This is a genomic window from Pedobacter nutrimenti (genome assembly GCF_032678445.1).
Lineage (GTDB): Bacteria > Bacteroidota > Bacteroidia > Sphingobacteriales > Sphingobacteriaceae > Pedobacter > Pedobacter nutrimenti_A.
The window spans coordinates 225,720-252,145 of sequence record NZ_JAVTSQ010000002.1; the positions used below are offsets into that span (position 1 = coordinate 225,720).

Below are 26,426 nucleotides of genomic sequence, written 5' to 3' on the forward strand. Positions count from 1 at the left end.
CATTATACATGCCCTTTTTTATGACTATCTGTATTCCATCATGAGTTTCTTATTCAGCATTTCCCGCAAACTGCGGATAGAGGTGTCTTTAATCTGACGTACGCGCTCCCTGGAGATCTTCATCATATGAGCGATATCATCCATCCCGGTCACTTCTCTCCCGTCCAGTCCGTAATAAAGTTTGAGAATTTCTGCCTGGCGCTGTTGCAGTTTGCCCAGCATTCTGGCCAGCTCTTGCGAAAGGGAAACGCCCTGAATTTCCGCATCGGCCGCTGGGCTGTCCCTGTTCACATAGGTATCTAAAAGGGAAAAACCCACTTCTTCACTTACCGTGGCATCAAGAGACAGGGATAAACCTGCATTTTCCATGTAATCTACCACCTTATCTGTACCCAACTCGGTATAATCTGACAGCTCTTCTAAAGTTGGCAGTCTTTCAAAACGCTGCTCCAGTTCTGCTACGGCCTTGTTGACCTGCATAATCCCGTTCACCTGGTTCAGCGGTAAACGGATGATCCGTTTTTGATCTGCGATGGCCTGCATCATGGCCTGACGGATCCACCACACGGCGAATGAAATGAATTTAAATCCTTTGGTGTGATCAAAGCGATGTGCTGCTTTAATCAGACCAAGGTTTCCTTCATTGACCAGGTCTCCAAGGGTAAGGCCCTGGTTCTGGTATTTCTTGGCGACGGAGACCACAAACCTCAGATTGGCTTTGACCAGTCTTTCCAAAGCAGCCTGATCGCCTTCTTTGATTTTAGCAGCAAGCAGAACTTCTTCCGGCACAGAGACCAGGTCAATTTTACCAATGTCCGTAAAATAACGGTTTAAAGAATCTGAATCGCGGTTGGTTATTGACCTTTCAATTTTAAGATCTCTCATGGTTCTGTTGATTATCAAGTAATTAATCTTGCAACAAATCTGCAGGGTTTAGAACGTATTGCCTAACAAATGGAAAACTTTAGAAAAAACGACTTGTTTAGATTCACTTTACCGAATATAATTTCATTTAAATCGCTGCTTTTTTTACATACAAAATTTTATTCTAATGGCTCAAAACAGAGGCCGGATCCGGCAGAGAGAAACAGAAAGTACACTATGCTATTTTAAGTCACTTCCCGAAACAGCTTGCAAAGCCCTAAAAAATTTGCAGTTTAACATTTGTTTTCTCTATATTTGACCACTCATTATTAGCCTTATCCTGTTGCTTATATACACTAACCCATCAACTAACATAGGTTTTTATGAATATTTCCACGCTTGACGAAACAGATAAAGGAATTTTAAATTTATTGCAGAAAGATGCTCATTTAACGATTGACCAGCTTGCCAAACAATTGAAAAAGTCCAAAACGCCTATCTTTCAGAGAATGAAACGACTGAAGGAACTGGGCTATATCAAAGCATTTGTTGCCCTGCTCGACCAGGAAAAGATCAATCCTCTTTTTATTGCTTTCCCGCATATTCATTTAACCAGCCATACAGAAGCCGTTCTGCGTCAGTTCCAGGACCAGGTTACCCAGTTCCCGGAGGTATTGGAATGTTATCATTTGACCGGAAATGTAGACTTTATGCTGAAGATTGTTTTACCGGATATGCACGCGTACAACAACTTTTTAAGAGAAAAGCTGGCCAGCTTGCCCAATATTGGAAATGTGCACAGTTATCTGGTGCTTTCTCAGGCCAAACACGATACCGCCTTCCCTTTGTAAAGCCTTATTATTGCTGCACAATAGTTAAATTGATGCCTTTATCTTCCAGCATTTCAACCAATGCAGGAGAAATTCCGCTGTCGGTAATAATATGCTGGATCTGATCCAATGTACAGATTTTACCCAAACCTCTTTTACCAAACTTTGAGCTGTCGGCCATCACCACTGTAACCTGCGCTGCGGTCATCATTCGCTGGTTTAACCGGGCCTCCATCAAACTCGTGGTGGTGAGTCCCATTTCCATATCAATACCATCTACGCCCATAAACAACATACTGCAGGACACATCGGCCAGGATCTGTTCAGCATATGGCCCCATTACTGACGACGAATTTTGACGGAGCTGGCCGCCCAGCTGTAGGACTTCCACATGCTGGTGATGCGACAATTCCAGGGCCACGTTCAGGGCAGAGGTAATTACTGTAAGGTGTTTTTCTGCATGAATAGACCTGGCGAGCGCCAGCATGGTTGTTCCGGAGGCGATAATAATAGAATCATTGTGTCCAATCATGTCTGCAGCAGCCTGGGCAATCAGCCGTTTTTCTTCTGCATGCAATTGTTCTTTCTCGGCTACCGGCCGGTCATTGGCATAAGGATTTACCTTTGAACCTCCCCCATGCGTACGAAAAAGCAGTTTTTTATCTTCCAAAAGTTTGAGATCCTTTCGGATCGTTACATCAGAAACCTTCATTTGTGTACTCAGCTCCTGAACATTTACATGACCGGTCTGTTCCAGCTTTTTTAGAATCAACTGATGTCTTTGGGTAATACTCTTCATTTTATCAAGGTCATTTTAAAGGTCGCCTGCAAGAAAACATAAGGTGTTTCACCTGCATGCAAAATCTCTGTTTCAAAAATAAACAAATCTCTTCGCTTCTTTGTATTTAAATCGTTCCCTTCCAGATCAGACATACAAATCTTTCGTTTTGTTTCGAATTAATGCAAAAAGAAACAATATTATTTTAAATCGCCATAAATACGGAATAAAAACACTAAATAAGGTTATGATTATTTTTTATTTGTTTTGAATTGTTTTATTTTATAGATTTGGCACAAGGAAACGAAACTCGTTTCTTCATCTACCTAAGAAGCAGAAATTATGACGACGGACAGGAAGGAATTGATCAGCAACTTAAACGATCCAGAGAAACTCTGGGATGTTATCGTGGTTGGCGGAGGCGCTACTGGCCTGGGCGCTGCACTCGATGCTGCAAGCAGAGGCTACCAAACGCTATTGCTGGAGCAGGCTGATTTTGCTAAAGGCACTTCAAGCCGCAGCACCAAGTTGGTCCACGGTGGTGTACGCTATCTGGCACAAGGTGACATCGGACTGGTTCGGGAAGCTCTTTACGAAAGGGGACTGTTGTTAAAAAATGCTGCTCACCTGGTCAAAAATGAGTCTTTCATTATTCCTAATTATGAATGGTGGGGTGGTGCTTTTTATACCATTGGGCTCACTTTATATGACCTTTTGGCTGGTAAACTCGGCTTTGGCCGCGCAAAGCATATTTCTAAAGAAGAAGTGGTCCGGAGACTTCCGACGGTTCAGCAAAAGAAACTCTATGGTGGTGTGGTTTACCACGACGGACAGTTTGACGATTCCCGCCTGGCGGTAAACCTGATGCAGACCAGTCTGGAACAAGGGGCAACGATACTGAACTATTTTAAAGTGGTTAACCTGATCAAAAATGCCCAGCAAAAAACAGCAGGTGTTACTGCAACAGATATAGAATCCGGGATGACCTACCACATCAAAGGTAAAACTGTCATTAATGCGACGGGAGTTTTTGTAGATGATCTTTTACAGATGGACAAACCGGGAAAGAAACCTCTGGTCCGGTCAAGTCAGGGTGTACATTTGGTGCTGGACAGATCTTTCTTACCAGGTGAAGATGCCATTATGATCCCTAAAACGGACGATGGAAGGGTTCTTTTCGTCGTGCCATGGCATGACAAACTGGTGGTAGGCACCACAGACACGCCGCTCAACGAACATAGCCTGGAACCTGTGGCGCTGGAAGAAGAGATCAGCTTCATTATGCGCACCGCGGCAAAGTACCTCAGCAAAGCCCCAACCCGGAAAGATGTGCTCAGTGTTTTTGCAGGTCTGCGCCCATTGGCTGCACCAGAAAACGATTCTTCAAAAACCAAGGAGATCTCCCGAAGCCATAAATTAATTGTAACGGAGTCTGGCCTGATCACCATTACCGGCGGCAAATGGACCACTTACCGAAGAATGGGGGAAGACACCATTGATAAAGCCATAGAAATTGGAAAACTAAACCCCGCAGAAACCAGGACAAAGCAACTGTCTATTCATGGCAGTATGGAAAATGTAGACAGAAAGAATCACCTCTATATTTACGGAAGTGACCAGGAAGCAGTATTGGAACTCGGGAACGAACATCCATCCTGGAAAGAAAAACTGCATCCCCGCCTGCCCTTTCTCCAGGCAGAAGTGATCTGGGGCGTCAGGCATGAAATGGCCCGGACCATTGAAGATATTCTGGCCCGAAGGGTACGGGCACTTTTCCTGGATGCAAGAGCGGCCATAGATGCGGCGCCGATTGTCGCGGAGCTGATGGCCAATGAACTGAACCGGGACCAACAGTGGAAACAAGATCAGGTCACCGCCTTCAGAAGGCTGGCCCAGTCTTACTTACTGGAACCCTATACCCCATAAAAAATCCTTTAACCTGCATAAACCTGATAGTATGGAATCTTATATTCTGGCCCTGGACCAGGGCACAACCAGTTCCCGCGCCATTGTTTTTGACCACAATGGACAGATCAAATCTGTGGCTCAAAAAGAGTTCAGACAAATTTTCCCCCAATCGGGCTGGGTGGAACATGACCCCAATGAAATCTGGTCTACGCAGGCCGGAGTAGCGGCCGAAGCTACCGTAAAACTGGGCATCAACGGAACCAATATCAAAGCTATAGGCATCACCAATCAGCGCGAAACCACGATTGTCTGGGACAGAGCGACCGGAGAACCGATTTATAATGCCATTGTATGGCAGGACCGCCGCACTGCTGCTTTTTGTGATGAATTGAAAGAAGCAGGCAAAACAGAGTTGATCCGATCTAAAACAGGACTGGTCATTGATGCCTATTTTTCAGGCTCCAAAATCAAATGGATCCTGGACAATGTGGAAGGGGCACGGGATAAAGCCAATGCGGGTGAACTGGCTTTTGGAACAGTGGACAGCTGGCTGGTCTGGAAGTTTACCAGAGGCCGGGTCCACGTGACGGATGTGACCAATGCCAGCCGGACCATGTTGTTTAACATCCGGACCCAGCAATGGGATGATGAATTACTCGCTCTATTGGACGTGCCTAAAAACATGCTTCCGGAAGTGAAGCAATCCAGCGAGATCTACGGCCAAACAGCCACTACCATATTTGCCTCAAAGATTCCAATTGCAGGCATAGCCGGAGATCAGCATGCTGCTCTTTTTGGCCAGATGTGCATTGAAAAAGCCATGGTAAAGAATACCTACGGCACCGGATGTTTTATGCTCATGAACATTGGAAAAGAATTTATAGCCTCAAAAAACAACCTGCTGACCACGGTTGCCTGGAAGATCAATGGTCAGATCCAGTATGCTTTTGAAGGCAGTATTTTCATTGCTGGAGCAGCAGTTCAATGGCTTCGCGATGGCCTGGGCATTATTAAGACCGCTGCGGATGTAGAACGGCTGGCTCTAGGTGTTGGCGATACACAAGGTGTTTATTTTGTACCTGCTTTTGCCGGATTGGGCGCGCCTTACTGGAAACCGGATGTTCGGGGAACCATCGTTGGACTGAGCAGAGGCACCACCGCCGGACATATTGCCCGTGCAGCTATTGAGGCTATTGCTTACCAAACCAGAGATGTGCTTAAGGCAATGGAAGCGGATTCGGAGATGGAAATTAAAGAGCTGAGGGTAGACGGTGGTGCTACAGCCAATGACCTGCTGATGCAATTCCAGGCCGATCTCCTGGGTTGTAAAGTGATCCGGCCAACCGTGGTGGAAACCACAGCTCTTGGCGCCGCTTATCTGGCAGGCCTGGCCGTGGGTTACTGGAACAGTGTTGAAGAGATTCAGCAGCTTTGGGCTACGGAAAAAGAATTCTTGCCGGCAGGAGATCCTGAACAGATCAAGAAAGGGATAAGAGGATGGGAAAGGGCAATACATACCGCTCAATCCTGGACAGACGAGCTTCCGGATGCAGAATAGTTTAGGTATTATCTTTAAATTCTATAAGTATGTCTCCTTTTATTGCTGAATTTATAGGCACCCTTCTCCTGATCCTTCTTGGAAATGGTGTGGTTGCCAATGTTGTTTTAAAAGATACCAAAGGCAATAACAGCGGCTGGATGGTTATTACCACGGCCTGGGGCCTTGCCGTTTTTGTTGGGGTTACTGTTGCTGGTCCTTACAGTGGCGCACATTTAAACCCTGCTGTCAGCATTGGACTGGCCATCGCAGGCAAGTTTGCCTGGGCCCTTGTATTGCCTTATGTAACCGCACAGCTCCTGGGTGCAGCAGCTGGCGCTTTCCTGGTTTGGATCATGTACCGTGATCATTTCAACCGGGATAATCCGCCGGCCTCTATCCTCGCTGTATTCTGTACCAGCCCCGCGATACGCAATTACTCGTCGAACATGATTAGTGAGATTATTGGGACATTTGTACTCGTGTTTACCGTCTTTTACATTACCGGTGCAGAGATTACCCCGCAGAAAACACCCATTGGTCTGGGCTCAGTTGGCGCTATTCCTGTCGCCTTCCTGGTTTGGGTCATCGGCCTTTCCCTGGGTGGAACGACAGGTTATGCCATCAATCCGGTCCGGGACCTTGGTCCCCGCATGATGCACGCCATCCTTCCCATCAAAGGCAAAGGTGGCAGCGACTGGGCTTATGCCTGGATCCCTGTCGCTGGCCCTATTATCGGAGCAGCCATAGCTGCAGCCGTTTATTTGGCTTTATGGCCTCTGGCTGCATAATACCAGATAAACAGGTAGCATGGCACCATAATCCAGTAGGCTTGCTGAGGATTAACAATATCTGCCAGACGACCGTAGATTAAGGGAATAATGGCGCCACCGGCGATCCCCATGATCAGTAAAGAAGATCCGATTTTGGTAAATCTTCCCAGGCCAGCCAGGGCTAAAGGCCAGATGGCTGGCCACATTAATGAATTGGCCAAACCTAAAAGGGCAATAAATAAAACAGAGGCATAGCCATGTGTAAACAGGGCCAGCAAAACAAAAACTACACCGATCAGGGCAAAAACCTTCATGGCCTTTTCCTGAGATAAGTATCTTGGAATGCAAAAAATACCAATCAGGTAACCCACAATCATAGCCACCAAGGTACAAGTAGTGAAGAATTTCGCGGTAGATAAGGCAATGCCTTGTGAAGCGCCATAACTGATGATGGTATCTCCTGCCATCACCTCTACCCCTACATAAATGAATACCGTCAATACACCCAGCAACAAATGCGGGAATTGCATAATACTGGTTTTATTGGTGTTTGCTGCTGCTACAGCTTCATCTTCTTTATCAGTATCAATCTCCGGTAAGCTGGACAGATAAACCAGCACAGCGAGAATGATCAGCACGACAACAATAATGATATAAGGTAAAATCACACGTTCTGCCAGTGTATTCAGTTCTGTTGCTTTATCCAGGGCAGTCATACTGGCAATTTTAGCTTTGATTCCGTCTGCGTCTTTCAACGCCACGGTTCCAAGGGCAATTGGCGCGATTGCGCCTGCAACTTTATTACAGATCCCCATGATACTGATCCTCTTTGCCGCACTTTCGGGTGCACCAAGGATGGTAATATAAGGGTTAGATGCGGTCTGAAGGATTGCAAGGCCTGTACCCTGGATAAACAGCCCCAGCAAGAACAATTCATAGGTTCGGGTTTTCGCTGCAGGAATAAAAACAAGGGCACCTACAGCCATCACCACTAATCCAACTGCCATCCCCTTTTTAAATCCGGTTGCTTTCAATACCCAGGAAGATGGAATGGCCATCACCAGGTAAGAAATATAAAAGGCAAAAGCCACCAGGTAAGATTCAAAGTTATTGAGCTCACAGGCCAGTTTCAGGTAAGGGATCAATACGGAATTGAGCCAGGTTACAAAGCCGAAAATAAAGAATAAAGCGCCAATAATAACGATTGGATTCAGTGTAAAGCCTGAAGCTGTTTTGGTGGTTGTTGGTTTAGGTATCATTTTAAGTTTAGGTTCTTGAATTCAAATATATCCAGTTTTTTCGATCTATTTCATCGTTTAAAGTGGATAATTCTTTAAAGTATGGATAATCGCCTCAATATAAAACAAAGCAATGAAAAGAATACTACGCAAACGTTTGACCAAACTGACAGATATCTTCACATTATGACTCGAATGACCTGATGCCAGGGCGGACTGCCGCTAAAATCGGGCAGAAATATCCCGAATGAGCGCACAAACGTTTGCATCTGATTTGACGGATAAGGGCTCCTTACATAAAAGACACAATTTGTTTACGAAATGATCACACCAGAAAAGCCCTTAAAAGCGGTTTAACCGGTTTAATTCGCCTAATTTCGCCCGTCTATTCAGGCATTTCTTCAGTAAAGACATGTACGCTTCCGCTTCATCTGACATCCGGGAAATTCTTGCCAAAGTGGCTCAGGGCGACGAGCGGGCCTTTACCCTATTATTTAATGAGTATTATGGCCTCTTGGAAAGACGAATGTTTTACTTCAGTAAATCTGAGCCAATGGCGCAGGAGATGGCGCTGGATGTCTTTCTGAACATATGGATCAGTAGAAAGGCACTCCAGAACATCAGCTGTTTTAAATCCTATTTACTGACTATTTCCAGAAATCACGCCTTTAATTGCTTAAAAAAGCACAAAAGGCAAGACAAAAGGAGGAAGCAATGGCTGGAAAACACCGACCGTTTTGTGCGGGAACAGCCTGAGGATACTTTTGATTATTATAGCCGGATAGATGCTGCGGTAGAATCACTTCCACCGCAGCAAAAAAAGATTTACCTGCTGAGCCGCAGCGATAAAATGAAGCAGGCACAGATTGCAAAAGAACTGGATATTGCGCTTGAAACCGTCAAAAAACATATGGTTCTGGCACTACGCAACATCAAGTCAAGAGCCAGGAATATCGCTATTTAAGCCCATTGCGCCATCCGTTCTGGTTCAGATAACCAATCAATGCTTCGGGATGGTCTGTTTGAAGTCCTTGTACATCTTCGTGCATCAGCGCTTTCCATTTTTCCGGATTTTCATCCTTGCTTTGTGCATCGAGGAAAACACCAACACCTTCTGCTTTCAGCGCTGCCAAAAGCACAGCGCCTGATGCTTTATCTACTGCTTTTAAGGAAGTGGTGTTCAGAAAGGCTTTCAGTTCTTCTCTGGTTTGTACATTTTCAGGCAAACGCCCCATGAGCGGCATCTGAGGAGCTGTTTTTCTCCAGGCTTCATACTGACCAGCTTTATTCAAATAAACCAGGATGCTCTTTTCCATCCCCTGCTCTGCAATTTCCTGATAGGCCTGTGCGGCATCCGCATCTTTAAAATCAAGGTAAATATTGATCTTTCCTTTACAAGCTTTCAGGGCTTCTTTGAAGGTTGGAATCTTATGCATCTGACCATCTGTACTATTTACCTTGAGCTTGGAGATCTCCTCCCAGGTCAGTGCACTCACCAGACCTTTTCCATTGGTCCTGCCGTCTACCGTTTCATTATGGCTCAGTATAAGATGACCATCTTTAGTGGTTCTCAAGTCGATCTCTACATAATCTGCCCCAAGCCGAATGGCATCTTCAATAGCTGCAACGGTATTTTCTGGCTTGACCAGATGGCTTCCGCGGTGTGCAATAACCACAAATCCATTTTTGCATTTTGGTAATGTTGCCGAAGACTGCTGGCCAAAGGCAGTAAGGCAACATAAGCCTACAGGAATAGACAGGACGATTTTTTTAATGTTCATATGTTGTGTTTTTCCACTATAGACAACTATTCTTTAAAAAGGAGGTAATCCGGATACTACATTATTTACGTTTTCTACGGATCAGTAGCACCATTCCAATCAGGAACATTGCTCCCGGGATAACGCCATAATACAAGACCTGTATGATCTTTACACTAGCCTTGGTCAGCGTAGTATTGTTATCTTTTGGTTGTGGCCGGCTCACTTCTACCGGAAACTCCCCGTAGGTAAACCAGTTAAAGATTTTCATGGCAAAATAGCGGTTAACTGTACCCATATTGCCCCTTGTCAACTCTCCATTACTGAAAAAATCAGCATCACTTGCTACCACGATCCGCTGTTCCTTGTTTTTGACTTGGCGGGTCAGCATCAATGCAGTTGGAAAAGACCCTTTCTGATCCCCTGCTTTGGCATCAAACGTTAAAGCGGCAGAATCCACCTTAAACTTGCCCATTTTAATCCAACTGCTCTGTTCATCTGTCATCAAAAGCGGGTGGATAGCAAAAGCGCCAGTATCTTCATAACTTAAGGCTCCGGCACCCGGCATGGAAACTACTACTTTTTGTTGAAAAAATGGCTGCAAAGCTGGAGCCATAGCCACAGATCCGGGCGCAAGGATAGGTGCAACCAGGTCAAATGCGTATTCTTTACTCCGCTGAACCACTGTTCCATCCAGCATTCTAACGCCAAGTGGAGTTAATAGCGGATTAACAATACTTTGCTTACCCGGTTCTCCGGCAATGATCAGGTTTCCACCTCCGGCAATATATTTTTCCAGTTTAGCCTTGGCAACAGTACTAAAAGCTACTTTAGGGTCGCCAATCACCAGTGCCGCAATGTTGGCTGGGATCTCCCCACGCTCCAGGGATATACTATCTATGTCAAAACCCTGGTTGATCATCGAACTACTGGTTAATTTTTCATTGGTCAGCGCCCGATAGTTTCTCTCTCCTAATTTATCAATGCTGCGCTGATAACCATCCGTGGCAAAAACAATTTTTGGTGCGGTCTGTATCAATCTTTTTAATGCGGCAGCCTTTATTTCTTCCCTCGGCCAGAAGCCTGCATCAGGTGGCGGAAATGTCCGTAAGAAAGTCGTCTGGCCCTTATACTTGAGCTGCATCACTAACCTTCCGTTTTCACCACTCAGGTCTATCTGTTTCCGAATCTCTTCCGGCTTCAAAAATTTCCGGAGATTTAACTTCTGCAATTGTGCCATACGAACAACCAGCTCTTCAAAAGTTTTTTTGTTCTCCGCCAATATGGCTGCGGTGCCAGGAATCGTATCGTTATAATAGACCCATTTTAATTTGATATTGGGTTTAAAACGCAAATAAGGTTCCCAGCGGGCAATGTCTGCAATACGTTGACTTGGCGTTGATTGCCAGTAAGAGCCTTCCATCCCATTGATGTACTCTGTCACCTCAAGCGGCTCATCTCCCATTTTTTGAAGGATCTCCTGACTGGTTTTGGTGATGGTATTTCCTTTAGTCGCTGTGGCATCATAATACGCGATCACTGTCTGACGGGAGCTGACATAAGTAATGCTTAAACCAATCAACACAATAAGCACATATCTGAATACCTGCTGAAAGACTGACTTGGATACCCTTTCCAATTCCAGCTTGGTAATGGTAAAGGCCAGGAACATACCAATAATGGCCAGATAATACAGCACATCGCGGGTATTCAGCAAACCTGCGAGCATACTTGCTGCCCGGCTGGGCATGGAAAGGCTATAGGTTAAGTCGCGTACCACATCGATTCCCTGTCCAACTGTTCCTATATAGTTCATAAAGGCCAGCACCACAAAAGTACCAATGGCTGCTACAGCCTGGTAGGTCGTTAGGCTCGACACAAAAATCCCTATAGCAGAATAGGCACTTAACAGCAAAAAAGCTGCGAACATGGCCACCAGAATATGCGGATAATCAAAGTGCGGAATAAATGTTGCAGCTGCCAGTACGAACAAACTTATCACCCCTATAATCACCAGATTATATGCCATCATGGCCGCAAATTTTCCGTATACGACCTGGCTCAGTTTTACCGGGGAAGAATACAATAATTTGATGCTCCCACTACTCGTTTCCCTGCTGATGATCCCCATGGTGATCAACGGAATATACAGATATAAGCTGTTCAGGATCTTGGCAAGGATACCAATGGAATGCGGATCGGTAAATAATTTCTCTGTTAAAAAGAAAATATCTTTGCTCTTTTCTAATTGAGGTAGAACTGCAGTGAAGTCCACACTCATTTGTACAAAGAGCACAATCATCAGCAACCAGGCAATCGGGGAATAAAATAGCAGACTGAGTTCCAGTCTGGCTATTTGTATGATTTTCTTCATATTTAAATCGTTATTTTTTTTCTGGCATGAGTACCAGTCTGATGTAATTCTTATCCTGAATAAAAGTAGCTGCAGCTTCCTGAACCGATTTCACTGTAATTTTATTCAACGCAGCATCATAGTCAAAAAATTCAGTCAGGGGCTCTTTGTTCATCTCTTGAGAAACAAGATAATCCAGCCAAAATCCGTTGTTTGTTGCTCCTGTTTGCAGGCCAACCTTCCGGCCTGCTTTAAACTTTTGCAGATTGTCTGCTGATGGTCCGGAGCCCCTCACCTTGTTCACCTCGTCTTGCGCAGAAGCAATCAGTTTCTCTACATTCTTCGGATCACAATCAAACGAAATGATCAGGCTGAACCTCTTTTTCAGATATTTGGAAAGCTTGAGTTGTACATTGGGCGTATACGTACCACCTTCCTGCTCCCTTAGACGTTGGTTCAGGCTAATTTTTAATGCCTCAGCAATGGCATTCATCTGAATCGTATTTTCAAAATTATAATTGAAATCGCCTGAATACACCAGCATTACACTTGCCTTTTGCGTTGAGCCGCTGTAAACGGTCTTCGCAATTCTGCCCGGAGGAATATTGATCCCCAGGTCCCGGGCCTTTTCATGCAACCCTTTAGCAGGCAAAGCGCCAAGGTATTTCTCCAGTAAAGGTTTAAGGGCTTTCAGATCCAGGTTACCTACAAAGAGAAACGTGAAACCGGAAGCATCAGCAAAACGTTCCTGATAAATCTTAAAAGCCTTATCCAGATTAATCGATGAAATGCGTTCCAGACTTTGCGGCTTTCTACGGACATGGGAATTCCCCAGCACAAAATTTACTGTATCTGCAAAAACCTGATTGGGATCATTCGTTTTGTTGGCCAAGGCTTCCCGACTCCTGCCGATCAGCGTTTGATAAGACTCCTCGCTCTTACGCGGCTCCGTAAAATAGGCGTACAACAGTTCCAGTGCAGCTGGCAGGTCTTCTTTTGTCGTATTGCCATTAAAACCTTGATAATTGTCTACAATAAACGGACTGACCTGTACCTGTTTCCCCGACATTAACTTACCCAGCTGTAAAGCATCATAATTGCCTGCACCCGCAGCAGCGATAATATTTGCAGCAGAAATTGCACTCTCGTAATCTGCGTCACTGACTAAAGAAGCACCACCTTCCGCAAAACCCTGAAACAGGATCTGGTTATTTTGAAAGTCCGTTTTCTTCAAGATCACCTTTACCCCATTGCTGAGTGTAATTTTTTGCAGGCCGCCTGTTTTGATATCTTCCTCAGCAGTGATTTTTCCTGGTTTTGGCTCGTTTTTGAGCAAAGGAAGATCAAGTGCGTCATCGACAAATGGCGGAAGGTTTTGGGCATAAACGTCTTCAATCCAACTCGATATTGCCGCCTCAGTTGGCAAAAATGTTTTATTAGCTGCTGATGATTTTACGATGATGTCCCTGTCCGTATTTTTTAAATAGGTTTTCATCTGCGCATTCATTTCCTTCAGATCAAGATCAGGCAGCAATGCATTGGTCAATTCGTAATCTTTCGCTATTCCAGGTGCAATGGTGCCTGTTAAAAAGTGCTGGAGATAAGATTTGATCAGTAGGTCTGATGCGGTTTTATCTTTTTCCTTTAAGCCATCAGACAGCTTAAGCAAATAGCTTTTTTTGGCCCTGTCCAGCTCCGCCTGGGTAAATCCCTGCTCTTCTATTTTGCGGAGTTCCAGCCATACGCTTTTCAACGCCGGTTCAGTCTCTGCCGGTTTGGTGGTCACATTAACATAAAAAGAACTCAATCCACCTGTTATAGGCGCAATGCCAACAAAAGGCAATTGCCTGAACCTGGTTGCCAGCATTTGTTCAAAAAGGTTTTTCAGCAGATTGGCGCGGTAATCTGCTGCTGTTACCACTGTGTCGGCTTTTTGCTTCATACTCATTTCAACAGAGATACCGCCAAATTCAGGATCTATAAATTGCATATATTGGTTTTTACCGGTCAGTTCTGCGCGGTAAATCGTACGTTCTTTTTCCTTTTCAGGATTCTTAAGATCAGAGAACTTCGCCTTGATGTCCTTTTCCATCTGGTCTACATTCACATCTCCAACCACCAGTATCGCCTGCAGGTCCGGACGGTACCAATCCTTATAAAAGCTGCGGATCTCTTCCGGTGTGACTTTTAGCAACACCTCTTCTGTCCCGATCGGTAACCGGGAACCATAGCGGGAGCCATTGGTATACAATGGGATACTTTTTTCCTGGAAACGTTGTGCAAGTCCCTGCCGGACCCGCTTTTCTTCCAGGATCACATGGCGCTCGTGTTCCACATCCTCAGCCTCAATATTGGCATCTTGTGCCCAGTCGCGCATAATTTGCAAACCATTGGCCAGCAATTCCGGATGATCCGACGGTAAGGGCAATTGGTACACCGTTTCATCAGGTGTAGTATTGGCATTGATATCTGCACCGAAACGTACACCAGATCGCTCCAGGTAATTCATCAGCTCTTTTTTCGGAAAATGTTTGGTCCCGTTAAAGCTCATGTGTTCTACAAAATGGGCCACCCCTCTTTGCTGATCGGTTTCCACGATAGATCCTGCTTTAACAGCGAGGTACATCGTTACCCGCTTTTCTGGTGTTTTATTTTTGCGGATATAATAGGTAAAGCCATTAGGCAGTTTTCCAGTCCGTACGGCCGGATCCAATGATAATGGTTGTGTATCCAGTTGGGTTTTACAGGCCAATGGCAGACATATTGCCGCCAAAGACAGGAACCCTAAAAATTTATATTTAACTAACATAATGCTGTTCTTTAATGATCTCTACGATCTTTTCATTCTCAATAATGATCATACCCTGCCTGTCGCTGGTAATTCCGCTGGCCAGGGTATATGGATAAGTCGGCACACCTTCTTTCATCACCGTTGGCAAGTAAGAGAACTGCAGGTTATCACAGGCTTTGCCCAAGGCTTCCCCGACTTCGATAATGTGGGTGGAAACCACGAAGAAACTATTCCGGTTGGCCGCAAAAGCCTCAGTCACAGCCAGAGTTGCATCATACGCATCCTTGACATTCGTTCCTTTAAAAAGTTCATCAAACAATACATACAGGTCCAGCGATTCACTAACCGCCTTGGCTACCGTTTTGGTCCGGAGCACCTCTGCATAGAAGTGGCTATAACCCATATCCAGGTTATCCGAAACGTTGATCGAAGAAAACAATCCGTCTTTAACAGAAAACTCCATACGTTTTGCCGCAACCGGAAAACCCATATGCGCCAGATAAACCGCTATTCCCATAGATTTCATGAAGGTCGATTTACCCGCCATATTCGCGCCGGTTAAAAACAGCACATTGCGGTCTTTGGTGAGGTGAAGGTTATTGGCAATACCCTTTCTGAGGCCCGGATGACGGAAACCTTCCAGGTTCAATAGCATCTGGTCTGCCGGTAAAGCCTTTGCATATACAAAACCCTGATCTGCCGCTACAGCAGCCACACCAATACATACATCCAGTTGATAGACGAGTTTCAACAAAGCTTCCATCTCGGCAATCATCGCATGGCGGATGACATAATCATTCCGGATCAGCTGCATTAACGATGGTTGTCCCTCAGGAGCATTTAAAATGCCTTGAAGCCTTGCGTCCTGCAGAATTTTTTGTGCCTGATCTAAATCTTTCTGATAAACCGATATGCCTTCTTTTCCCGACAATTCCTTAAAGAAATCCCTGAAAGCCTGTAAAACTTCAATCGTAACCGATTGACCCGCTTGTAATTGCAGCAGTTCAGCATTGTGAAAAAGTACCTGTTTGAATTTTTTAGCGAAAATACCCCAGGCTACCCTTGGCAAAGCTGCTCCGGCACCTCCCGAAAGGTAATCTTCTATGGACTCTACCTGCGAGCGGATCACCGGAAAGATTACTCGCTGCTCCTGGAAAAAAGCAAAAAGCGAACTTCTGTCGTTGATCTCCCCCGGCGTATTTAATGGCCTGGCAAACATCCCTTCGAGGACTTTTTCACCTCCCCGGGTATTCAATTTGTTAAACAGCCCGTAAACTGACTGCTGTTTAAACTTACCGAGCAAGTTCAGATCTTCTATAGTCTGCTTATCGGCAAGCAGGTTTGGAGGAGTTTGTTTTATTCCTTTTTTATGGTCGATCAGCTCCAGGACCCCTTCATTGTTGATGATGATCATCCCGTGGCGGTCGTCCGTAATTCCTTCGGTAAGTGTATAGGTATACACCGGTTTGCCCTGCTCCATACGGGTAGGCAGATATCGGAAGATCATGTTGCTGCATTTCTTTTGCAACACTTCCCCGGCTTCCATGATATGGGTAGAGACCACAAATAGAGAATGCGGTTTACTGGCAAAGGCTTCCATAATGGAGATCGTGCCTTCGTAAGCATCCTTCACGTTGGTACCGCGGAACAGCTCATCAAAGATCACAAATAGGTTCTTTCCTGCACCCAGCTCTACCGCTACCTTTTTCACCCGCAGCACTTCAGCATAAAAATGACTTGCACCCATGGTCAGGTTATCGGGCAGGTTGATGGTGGTGTACATCCCGTCGCAGACGGAAAACTCCATTTCTGCAGCAGCGATAGGAAAGCCCAGATGGGCCAGGTAGACCGAGATTCCAAGGGATTTCATAAAGGTGGATTTACCCGCCATATTCGCCCCGGTCAGGAATACAATATTTCCATCAGGGTTCATCTCTAAAGTATTGGGAATGGCACGGCTTAGCAGCGGATGATAGACACCCTTCACCCAAAGGCGGTTCTCATCACGCTGTAAGGCCGTTGGAAAAACATAACCCCGCTCTGTGGCCACCCTCGCTATAGAAATATAGACGTCAAGGTGATACACATGACCCAGGATCTTTTCCAGGAGCGCCCGGTGTAAAAACCGCAAAATATTATCGTATTCCACAATTTTTCCCGAGGAGATCTTTCCTTTTCCATGATCCAGGAAAATCGGTTCCAGTTCTTTGGAGTTCAACAAAGTCAAAGCCGCTGTTGCTTCTTTATGGTATGCATTAGCTTCTGTTCCTTTCCCGATACTTAACAGGAAGGTCTTTAACCCTTGCAGAATTTCCATCAGCGCAGTCACACTCTGTGTAGCCGTTTTAAAATCGGCCATACTAAAACCCTGATTAGACAGGCGGCTCCGCGGATCCGTATTGGACAAATATCTTTCGGTCTCTTCAAAGCGGTTGCCTTGTAAAGGAAAGGCCATTTTACTGTGTTGAAAATACCGCAATACTGCCACCCGCTCATTGATGGCCTGGTGATCAGAAAGCGGGTTACGGAACATTTCCTCCAGCAGGGCCGCACCACCCTGCGTGAAGGTCTTGTTGAAAATATGGTAGATTGAATCGCTTCCCGATTTAGAGAAGATGTTCAGATCGTCGATCGTTTGTTTATCGGTTATAAAGCTCATTTTATTTACGTTTTCTACGGGTTAACAAAACAATTCCAAGCAGCAATATTGCGCCCGGGATGGCCCCATAATATAGGATCTGTAAGGTTTCCACTCCCGCCTCATTCAGCTTCATTGTATTGTCTATAGTATCAATTTTGATCATTTGCACAGGAAATTCTCCATAGGCAAACCATTTAAATATGCTCAGCGTAAATGGGCTGTTTATTTTTGGCATATCTCTCCAGCCTTCCTTATTGCTAAAGAAATCTGCATCCCCGGATATGATGATCCGTTGTTCCCTGTTATTCAATTTCCTGGTCAGCTTTAATGCCGTTGGAAATGCGCCTTGCTGGTCACCAATTTTCGCATCAAAAACCAAGTCTGCTGAGTCTAAAACAAAAGATCCTTGTTTGATCCAACTGCGCTGCATATCGGTCATCAACAAGGGCTGAACGGCGAAAGACCCTTTCTTTTCCTCTTTTAAAGCTGCAACTCCCGGCATCGTGACCACATCTTTATTTTTATAAAACCCTCTTAATCCTGGGTCCATGATCAGAGCCCCTTCAGTAAGTTTTGGCGTAACAAGGTCATAGGAATATTCCCTGCTGCGCTGAACAAGGGTCCCGTTCAGCATTTTAACCCCTAGTGTATCCAGTAATGGATTAAGCACACTTTGTTTACCAGGTTCTCCGGCTATGAGTAAGTTTCCGCCTTCAGCAATGTATTTTTGAAGCTTAGACAGTGCTTTAGAACTAAAAGCAACTTTGGGATCACCGATCACCAGTGTCGCAATGCCTTTAGGGATCTCGCTGTTTTCTACAGAAACACTGTCGATGTCAAAGCCTTGATTGATCAATGAAGACCGTGCGGTTTTTACATTAAAGAACAGCCTATAGTCCCGGTCGCCAATCTTCTCTACACTGCGCTGGTAGCCATCTGTAGCAAATACAATTTTAGGTGGGGTGACCATCAGCCGCTTTAATGCGGCCGCAATCTCGAGTTCCTTAGCCCAGAAATCCGAGTCGTCAAAAGTCCGTAAAAAAGTAGTTTTTCCCTTGTATTTAAGCTGTATGATCAATCGCCCATCTTCCTTGCTCAGGTCTATCTGTTTACGTAAAGCTTCCGGACTCAAAAAGTCAGCCGTATCCACCTCTAACTGTTTTGCTCTTTCTTTAAAGGCCTTCTGATCAAAACTGCTGTTATAGTACACCCAGTTTAACTTAATATTGCGTTTAAAGCGAAGATAGGGCTCCCATCTCAACATGGATGGAATCCGGTTAACCGGTGCGCCCCATTTATAACTCTCGTCCATCACATTGATGTACTCTGTCATTTCGATGGGGGCATCGCCCATTGCTTTAAGTATATCCTGTGTATTTTTAGTAATGGTATTTGCTTTGATATAGGTCGCATCGTAATAGGCAATCATTGGCTGGCGTGAGCTGATGTACGCTACGGTTAAACCAACAACCAAAATGAGTACATATCTTAAAGCCTGTTGCGCAATAGACTTAGATACCCTTTCAAACTGTAACCTGGCAATGGTAAAACCAAGGAAAATCCCAGTAATCACCAGGTAATAGATTACATCTCGACTGGTTAACAAGCCGCCCACCAACCGTTCTGCACGGCTTGGCATAGAAAGACTATAGGTCAAGTCACGTACAAAATCCAGTCCCTGTCCAAAATTCCCAACGTAGTTCATAAAGGCAAGTACAGCAAAAGTACCGATGGCTGCGATCACCTGATAGGTGGTCAGGCTGGACATGAAAATTCCTATCGCCGAATAGGCACATAAGAGTAAAAAAGAAGCCAGCAAGGCCACCAGTATATGGGGATAGTCGACATTATTTATAAACAATGCTCCCAAAATGGCAAACAGACTCATTAAGGCTACAACAACCAGGTTATAGGTGAGCATCGCCAGAAACTTACCATATACAATCTGGCTCAGTTTTACCGGTGAAGAATACAGCAGTTTCACGGTTCCGCTATTCAATTCCCGGCTAATGATGCCCATGGTAATTAATGGCGTATACAGATACAAACTTCCGAGAATGGCAAAAAATATACCTGCTGGAAGCGTACCCATGGAGATACTTGTTGTGAATAGTTTATCTGTAAGACCGGTAAAATCAACACCTAATCCCAGCAAATACTGCAGATCTGCTATTGCCGATAAATTTGCCAGGGCCATCTGTATGAAAAGCACCAGGATGAGCAGCCAGGCAATCGGAGAATAAAACAGCAGGCTCAGTTCCAGCTTTGCTATCTGTACTATTTTTTTCATGTTATCTTATTAATTGGAGATTTTGGATAGTTGAGCGAAGGTTTCATCTAAAGAATTCTTCTCCATATTGAGCTCACGCAAGCGCCATCCGCGCTTTGCACTTTCTAATACTACTGTTTCAGAAATACTGCGGTCACCATTAAAATAAATCCGCAATTGCTTTTCTGTAAGCGTTTCGATCCGGATCACACCTTCTATGGCCATCAGCGCATCTGCCGGAGGCGCATTTTCCATCATGACCAGCATACTATGCGGGGCGATATAATTGTCAAAAGCTTCCATCGTATCCGCAAAAACAATCCTGCCGCTTTCTATCATCACGATGTCTTTACAGAGATACTGTACCTCGGTCAGGATATGGGTGGATAGAATTACCGCACGTTCAGCGGCAATGTCTTTGATCAGTCCGCGCACTTCCAGGATCTGATTAGGATCCAGCCCGTTGGTCGGCTCATCAAACACCACCAGTTTTGGTTTGTGTATAATCGCCTGGGCAATTCCTACCCTTTGTTTGTAACCTCCGGATAGATTCTTGATCAGTCTTTTACTGATCTGTGTAAGGCCGCAGCGCTCTTTCACCTCATCCATGGCCGATTTCAGTTGTATTTTTTCTATAGAACGTAAAATCGCGGTATGTTTCAGGTACTCATCCACTGTGAGGTCCATGTACAAAGGCGGTGTCTGCGGCAAAAAGCCGATTTCCTGCTTGGCGCGTTCGGGCTCTTTACTCAGGTCAATGCCATTGATGGTGACAGAACCGGCGGTAGGTGTAAGCACCCCGCAAAGAATATTCATGGTGGTAGATTTGCCGGCTCCATTAGAGCCCAGCAAACCTACAATCCCACTTCTGGGGATGTCTATATTAATGTCACGTATAGCCCAGCTGGTACTATAACGGTGCGACAAACCGCTAATACGAACGATTGGTTCCATAGATTTTTAATGATTTGATAGTTATATGTTCAATTTGCAGCCATCATCTCTGAACAATGGGAGTCCCGCTCCGTAATTTTATTACAGATGGATCATGCCCTCATTCACTTGGGATGATGGTTGCGTTTTTAAGGTTTAAAAGTCTGAAATGACGAACGTACTCTGTTTTTGCAGGGCATCAGCTGAGCCTGGAAGGCCCTTTAATGCCAGCGTAAAGTTTTTATAGCGCCATTGGTTATTGGCGAGTGCACCAAGTCCTGATACCACATAGGTAGCCAGGAGGTTCTGCGTTTCCTGATCTCTAAATTGAAATGTTAAATTGTCGCTTTTTGCAAATGCAACATATTTTTTATAATCAGAAACACCTTTATAGGTCAAGCCTTCCAGTACCTTTTGTTCACCATTATCCAGCACATACACACTCACCGGTTTGCTTTGGTAAGACAAATTGGCGAAACGGACCCCGAATGTACTATCCCGTTCATTATGTGCAGGAGGGACTGCAGTGACCAACTTATAATCTGGCTGAGCAACTGTTCCAACAAGAAATAAGGAATTTATGCTTCCTTTGGGGATCTGAAGTTTAAGATCAAACAAGGGTTTACTGGTTAGTAGAGTATCAGGAAACAGGTAAAGTGCCAGGGGCAATAATTCCTTGTCTGTACTTATTTTTGTAGCAGGGTCAGAAATTCCATATTGAAATATTGGGGTACTTGCATAATAATAATCTACCTTGGAACCGTTTCTCAGGTCGGGCACCAGATAAGGAATAGCGTCAGGAACTGCATTAACAATTGTTAATGATGAAATAATTCTGAGCACTGGCCCTTCTTTTTTACAAGAAGTAATCGCAATGGAAAGCAGGCAAAGCAACAGTATAGAAATGATGTTAAATTTTCTCATGTTCAAGCACTTTAATAATTAATAACCAGTATTTTGGATCAACTTACTATTGGTAATAATTTCCGAAGTCGGTATTGGATAGAGTAACTGATAGTCGCCTATCCAGGGCTGTTTCATAGGTATAGCCGACAATACATCATGCGCTCTGCCGGTTCTTTTCAGATCAAACCAACGATGGCCCCATTCTGAGAAAAGCTCTACTTGTCTTTCCTGTTCGATTTTACTGATAATTTGGGGGCCAGTAAGTGTTTCAGGCAAATTATCCAAACCGGCACGGTGCCGGATGGTATTCACATCTTTAATGGCCAGATCCAATTGCGTATTTGTGCGTGCCCAGGCCTCTGCGCGAATGAAGTACTGTTCTGCCAGCCTTAAAACCATATAAGCCTCTGTAGGAATATCTCCAATTGTACGGTTGTATAACCCTACCTTATACTTATAAGGATAATAAATCAGCTGACCGTCCGCTGTTATTCCATGCCAGCTCCAGGCTGTTTTTCTCTTGTCCAGTGGTTCAAAAGCATTTAGTAATTCATCTGATAATTTAAAGGAATTCGAGCCGTCTTTTGGGTTCATGCTTTGTAATAGCGTTAAGCCTTCAGGAGTTGCTGTACCTTGCGTTCCGTTGCTATTCTGTTGTAATTGCCAGATGGCTTCGTTACTGTTCACCAGAAATACATCATTCAGGTCTTCCTTCAGTCCAAACAATTCTGTATGACTGATGACCTCGTTAGCCTGGATTGCAGCATTAGTATAATCTCCGGTATAGAGGTATACCCTAGCCAATAAAGCCGTTGCAGCCCACTTATTTGGACGACTTCTTTGCTGGTTCTGGTCAGAAAAATCGCCAGAAAGTGATGCCTTAGCTTCAGTTAAGTCTTTAATAATCTGTCTATAGACTTCAGCTTGAGGTGTCCGGGTCATATTAATGGTTTTGTTAAAATCTGTCGTCATTGCCATCGGTACATCACCAAAAAAATTGACCAGGTAGAAGTAACTAAATGCCCGTACAAATTTCGCCTCAGCTGTTAGCGTTGTTCTAACCTGATCGTGTAGTTTTGGAGATGTTGAAGATTCAATCCCTTCAATTACCGCATTTGCACCATAGACTGCATCATAAGCCGAAGACCACAGCGGAAGTGAAAAGTTGAGGTTTCTTGTCAGCTTATTAAGATTGTAGGTAGAGTAGCCCGGACCTACAGAGGTAAATACCAGATCATCTGCTGACATGGAGGTCAAAAGTGTGGTTAATCCAGTAGCAAAGCCTGTATAACCTGAACTCCCAGCAAATTTACCATGTATCAACACACTGTATACGCCTGCCATTGCTGAGTTTGCCTGAACATCGCTGGAGAATACCTTTTCCGTTGTCATAGAATTAGTTGGCTGTGGAATCTCTACCAGTTTTTTACAGGAACTACAAATTATTACCATTAATACGGTAAGAAGAATAGATGTATTTAAATTTCTTTTAATAATCATGTTTAGCTGAATTAAAAATTTAACGAAATACCCCATGAATAGATCTTTGCAGGCGGAAGTCCTCCAAGCTGCTGTAGTGTAGGATCTATCCCGGAACTCTTACTGATCACAAAAACATTCTGTGCATTCATATTTACACTAAAAGACCTGGCACCTATTTTCTTTGCCACTTTCTCATCGAATGTATAGGAAACCGAAAGATTATTTAGACGGATAAAAGAAGCATCTTTATACTGACCATCAGAAACACTGAACTGACTATTGGTGGTAGGATCAGATAAAGTAGTAGGTTTAGGATATAATACATGGTCTCCCGGATTTTTCCAGTAATTACCAATAATACCTGTTGATTGATTGTTCATAAACCCCAAAGGATACGATGTGTTATAATCTGGATTCAGTCCCATTTGCTTTGTATAGTCGAAGAAACAGCTAATATTAAAATTCTTATATCTAAATGTGCTTCCAAATCCTCCAAAAAACTTAGGGTCAAGAGTAAGTTCTACATAACGATCATCACCATGTGTACCAGGGAGTACTGAATTATTTATTGAAATAGTACCATCACCGTTATAATCTTCAAACCCATATTTACCGGTAAGCGGATTTACCCCAGTGTAATGCAACAAATATAAATTATTGATGGATTTACCAATTTTATACTGTGCTGCGTAAGGGGACTTGTCAATATTCGGGTAATCCTTCAATACATTTGTATTTCTACTGATATTGAAGGAGAAAGACCAGTTGATTTTAGATGTACGGATCAAATCTGTATTTATGGAAAATTCCAAGCCTTTATTAACCACAACTGCAGGCCAGTTTGCAGTGACTGTAGAAAAACCAGAATAAAGCGGAGTCGGATAGTCAGTAAGCTGATTTCCACAGCGGTCGTTATACAGCGCAACTTCGAGGTTAAATCTATCTTCCAAAAACCCAATGCTGAGTGCACCTTCCATCTTTTTGTTCACTTGCCATCTGTAATCTGGGTTGACAGCCAATGTGCTGACCAATGGGGCTGTACCAGCGTATGGCAACAATGGCGTATCATGAAATGTATTTGACCATTGGGTAAGGTATTTGTAATCTCCAACCTGGTCGCTGCCAGTAAGTCCATAACTACCTCTCAGCTTTAAAAAGCTGATCGCTTTAGGTAAATGTTCTTTAATCCAGGGCTCCTGAGACATAATCCATGTTGCACCTACTGAACCGAAATTACCAAACTGTTTTCCCGGTCCGAAGCGCGAGGATCCATCGCGTCGTCCATTGAGGTTAAGAATATATTTATCCTCCCAGTTATAGCTGATCCTACCAAATATAGCTGCGTACCGATAAAAACCATCGCTTTCAGTAGGTAACTTAATTGGTGCAAGGGCAATTGATTCTATAAAATCATCACTAGTATATCCAAAGCCTAAAGTGCTAGAAGTCTTTGTTCCGGTCTTCTGTACACTTCCACCAAGTAACACCTTTAGTTGTCCACCAAATAATTTTGCCTCATAATCCAACTGAGGTTCTATACTCCAGTTGTAATTAGTTGTCATTCCCGTAAAATTGAGGCCCATTGGATTACTTTCCGGGTCTTGGCCAGCAAGTGTATTGAGGGTTTTACTATTGTTTAAGTAGAAATTGTAGCCAAAATTAGTAGAAAAGGTTAGGTTCTTGAGAATGTTGTAGCCCAACAGTAAGTTAGTTGTTATGGAATGGGTATTAGAATTATATGGATTTTTTAGCGCTGCAAAAGGAAAGGCTGCAGTGTTCTTATCAGTTCCGTATCTCCATTCCGAAAAATTCAGGTCTCCATTAGCATCATAAATTTCCGGGGCATTGGGTGCTACCAGCACTGCGCCAGGTGTAGAAATTGTATTTATGGAGGTATAGGAATACAATGTTGTTAAATTCACTTTAAATTTCCTATCCAATGTACTGTGCCCTAGGTTAAGTCCAAGCGTTGCCCGTTGGTTGCTTCCGCTTTGGGTGAGTACTTCAGTTTGCTTCGCATAATTACCACTTACCCTGAACTGTGTTTGTGCATCTCCACCAGATAAGGTCATACTAGCCAATGTTTGCTTTCCAAGGTTGCCCCATAACTCTTTCTGCCAATCCGTATATCTGTTTTGATCCCATTTAAAAAGGTCAGGTGCATTCAGGATTGTAGGGATAATGCCGTCGTTTCTAAAAGCTTCTCTTCTCAAGTCCAGGTATTGCTGGGTATTGAGCAAGTCCCAATGTTTGGTAATTGCAGTTATCGCTTGCGATACATTTGCATTAAATGAAGTAGGCCCTGGTTTTCCTTTTTTAGTGGTGATCAAAATAACGCCATTCGCAGCGCGGGAACCATAAATTGCAGTTGCATCTCCATCTTTCAATACCTCGATACTTTCTATATCTGCCGGACTTAAACTAAAAAGAGGACTTTGACCTCCAGTTGGAGACATTCCGCTTTGAACAACGCCCATAGAGCCCCTATTATAATCTGAAACTGAATTGAGTTCCAAAGTGGTAATTGGAACGCCATCTATAATATACAGTGGTTCTGAAACGAATTTTGAATTTATTGTTTTTCTACCTCTTATTTCTATTTTTACCGGACTGCTGGCGTAACCATTGGTTGGTGTAACCACCATACCTGGTACGCGACCAACCAATGCTAGTAATGGATTCATTACAGGCTGTTTTGCGATATCGGCAGCTGTTACTGTGGAGATATTACCTGTAGACAAACGTTTATTGGTCTTTCCGTAGGCCATTACCTGTACTTCATCTAGTTTAGAAGTACTCAGTTCTAACTTGATGGTATATAGATTAGATTTTGCTGCAACCTCTTTGGTGGCATACCCCATAAAGGAAATCTGCAAAATCGCATCTTCAGGAAGATCTTTTAATTTAAACTGTCCGAGTCCATCAGTAGTGGTGCTACGTTTCCCTCCTTTTACTGTGATCGTCGCTCCAGACAAAGGTGTATTGTCTGAACCAGCAACAAACCCTTCAACATTAATCCCATTAAAATTTGCAAGTACTTTTTCTATAAATGAAGGCTGTTTCTGCTTAATGACAATAATCTTGTTCTCGATACTAAAGTCCAGCTGCTGCCCTTCCAGACAAAGTTTCAACACGTCTTCTATCGCTGCATTTTTAACATTGATGGTTACTGGTTTTGAGCTCTGCAGCGTTTTCACCCCTACAAAAACATCATAACCGCTTTGTTTTCCAATCTCTTCGAGGATAGCTTCTATACTGGCGTTTTTTTGGTTAATAGTGATTTTTTGCGCAAAAGTTGCTGCGCTCACCTGCATTATGCCCAAGATCAATAAAGCTGTAATTAGTTTCATTACAAGAATTATA

17 protein-coding genes are annotated in these 26,426 nt (G+C 44.0%); 5 read left to right on the top strand and 12 right to left on the bottom strand.

Going from position 1 to position 26,426, the window contains the following annotated elements:
* Positions 1 to 24: 24 nt before the first annotated feature.
* Positions 25 to 885, bottom strand: a complete 861-nt coding sequence (locus R2S08_RS03750) for an RNA polymerase sigma factor RpoD/SigA (protein WP_316833914.1) — start codon at positions 883 to 885, stop codon at positions 25 to 27.
* Between the two features lie 362 nt (positions 886 to 1,247).
* On the opposite strand from R2S08_RS03750, the gene R2S08_RS03755 reads away from it, so the two are divergent.
* Positions 1,248 to 1,715, top strand: a complete 468-nt coding sequence (locus R2S08_RS03755) for an Lrp/AsnC family transcriptional regulator (protein WP_133779261.1) — start codon at positions 1,248 to 1,250, stop codon at positions 1,713 to 1,715.
* 7 nt (positions 1,716 to 1,722) lie between these two features.
* On the opposite strand, the gene R2S08_RS03760 is transcribed toward R2S08_RS03755, so the two are convergent.
* Positions 1,723 to 2,493, bottom strand: coding sequence for a DeoR/GlpR family DNA-binding transcription regulator (locus R2S08_RS03760; protein WP_316833915.1), 771 nt, complete (start codon positions 2,491 to 2,493; stop codon positions 1,723 to 1,725).
* 321 nt (positions 2,494 to 2,814) lie between these two features.
* Between R2S08_RS03760 and R2S08_RS03765 the strand changes: the two genes are divergently transcribed.
* Genes R2S08_RS03765 through R2S08_RS03775 form a run of 3 tightly spaced genes read left to right on the top strand, consistent with a single transcriptional unit; the run spans position 2,815 to position 6,708 of the window.
* The gene (locus R2S08_RS03765) at positions 2,815 to 4,398 is read left to right on the top strand and encodes a glycerol-3-phosphate dehydrogenase/oxidase (RefSeq protein ID WP_316833916.1); all 1,584 of its coding nucleotides are present in this window, start codon (positions 2,815 to 2,817) and stop codon (positions 4,396 to 4,398) included.
* 31 nt (positions 4,399 to 4,429) lie between these two features.
* Positions 4,430 to 5,938, top strand: a complete 1,509-nt coding sequence (glpK, locus tag R2S08_RS03770) for a glycerol kinase GlpK (RefSeq protein WP_316833917.1) — start codon at positions 4,430 to 4,432, stop codon at positions 5,936 to 5,938.
* A gap of 29 nt (positions 5,939 to 5,967) precedes the next feature.
* Positions 5,968 to 6,708 carry an MIP/aquaporin family protein gene (locus R2S08_RS03775; RefSeq protein ID WP_316833918.1) on the top strand — a complete coding sequence of 247 codons (741 nt, stop codon included), beginning with the start codon at positions 5,968 to 5,970 and terminating at the stop codon, positions 6,706 to 6,708.
* Here R2S08_RS03775 and R2S08_RS03780 read toward each other — a convergent pair.
* Positions 6,678 to 7,949, bottom strand: coding sequence for a sugar MFS transporter (locus tag R2S08_RS03780; protein ID WP_133779257.1), 1,272 nt, complete (start codon positions 7,947 to 7,949; stop codon positions 6,678 to 6,680). The two genes, R2S08_RS03775 and R2S08_RS03780, sit on opposite strands and share 31 nt — an antisense overlap.
* 391 nt (positions 7,950 to 8,340) lie before the next feature.
* On the opposite strand from R2S08_RS03780, the gene R2S08_RS03785 reads away from it, so the two are divergent.
* The gene (locus R2S08_RS03785) at positions 8,341 to 8,892 is read left to right on the top strand and encodes a sigma-70 family RNA polymerase sigma factor (RefSeq protein ID WP_316833919.1); all 552 of its coding nucleotides are present in this window, start codon (positions 8,341 to 8,343) and stop codon (positions 8,890 to 8,892) included.
* Here the strand turns inward: R2S08_RS03785 and R2S08_RS03790 are convergent.
* The 9 genes from R2S08_RS03790 to R2S08_RS03830 all read right to left on the bottom strand — a co-directional run bounded on the left by R2S08_RS03790 (position 8,885) and on the right by R2S08_RS03830 (position 26,413).
* The gene (locus R2S08_RS03790) at positions 8,885 to 9,709 is read right to left on the bottom strand and encodes a glycerophosphodiester phosphodiesterase family protein (protein WP_316833920.1); all 825 of its coding nucleotides are present in this window, start codon (positions 9,707 to 9,709) and stop codon (positions 8,885 to 8,887) included. The two genes, R2S08_RS03785 and R2S08_RS03790, sit on opposite strands and share 8 nt — an antisense overlap.
* A gap of 61 nt (positions 9,710 to 9,770) precedes the next feature.
* A complete protein-coding gene (locus tag R2S08_RS03795; protein WP_316833921.1) occupies positions 9,771 to 12,062 on the bottom strand; it encodes a Gldg family protein in 2,292 nt (763 codons plus the stop codon).
* A gap of 10 nt (positions 12,063 to 12,072) precedes the next feature.
* Positions 12,073 to 14,850: a M16 family metallopeptidase gene (locus tag R2S08_RS03800; protein WP_316833922.1), complete on the bottom strand. Its 2,778-nt coding sequence runs from the start codon at positions 14,848 to 14,850 to the stop codon at positions 12,073 to 12,075.
* Positions 14,840 to 17,491, bottom strand: coding sequence for a MutS-related protein (locus R2S08_RS03805; RefSeq protein ID WP_316833923.1), 2,652 nt, complete (start codon positions 17,489 to 17,491; stop codon positions 14,840 to 14,842). Before R2S08_RS03805 ends, R2S08_RS03800 begins: the two co-directional genes overlap by 11 nt.
* Position 17,492: 1 nt before the next feature.
* Positions 17,493 to 19,763, bottom strand: coding sequence for a Gldg family protein (locus tag R2S08_RS03810; RefSeq protein WP_316833924.1), 2,271 nt, complete (start codon positions 19,761 to 19,763; stop codon positions 17,493 to 17,495).
* A 9-nt stretch (positions 19,764 to 19,772) separates the two neighbouring features.
* Positions 19,773 to 20,696: an ABC transporter ATP-binding protein gene (locus R2S08_RS03815; protein ID WP_316833925.1), complete on the bottom strand. Its 924-nt coding sequence runs from the start codon at positions 20,694 to 20,696 to the stop codon at positions 19,773 to 19,775.
* Between the two features lie 135 nt (positions 20,697 to 20,831).
* Complete coding sequence (locus R2S08_RS03820; protein WP_316833926.1) at positions 20,832 to 21,599, bottom strand: hypothetical protein; 768 nt, start codon at positions 21,597 to 21,599, stop codon at positions 20,832 to 20,834.
* An 18-nt stretch (positions 21,600 to 21,617) separates the two neighbouring features.
* Positions 21,618 to 22,973, bottom strand: coding sequence for a RagB/SusD family nutrient uptake outer membrane protein (locus tag R2S08_RS03825; protein WP_316833927.1), 1,356 nt, complete (start codon positions 22,971 to 22,973; stop codon positions 21,618 to 21,620).
* A gap of 119 nt (positions 22,974 to 23,092) precedes the next feature.
* The gene (locus R2S08_RS03830) at positions 23,093 to 26,413 is read right to left on the bottom strand and encodes a SusC/RagA family TonB-linked outer membrane protein (RefSeq protein ID WP_316833928.1); all 3,321 of its coding nucleotides are present in this window, start codon (positions 26,411 to 26,413) and stop codon (positions 23,093 to 23,095) included.
* Between the last annotated feature and the right edge of the window lie 13 nt (positions 26,414 to 26,426).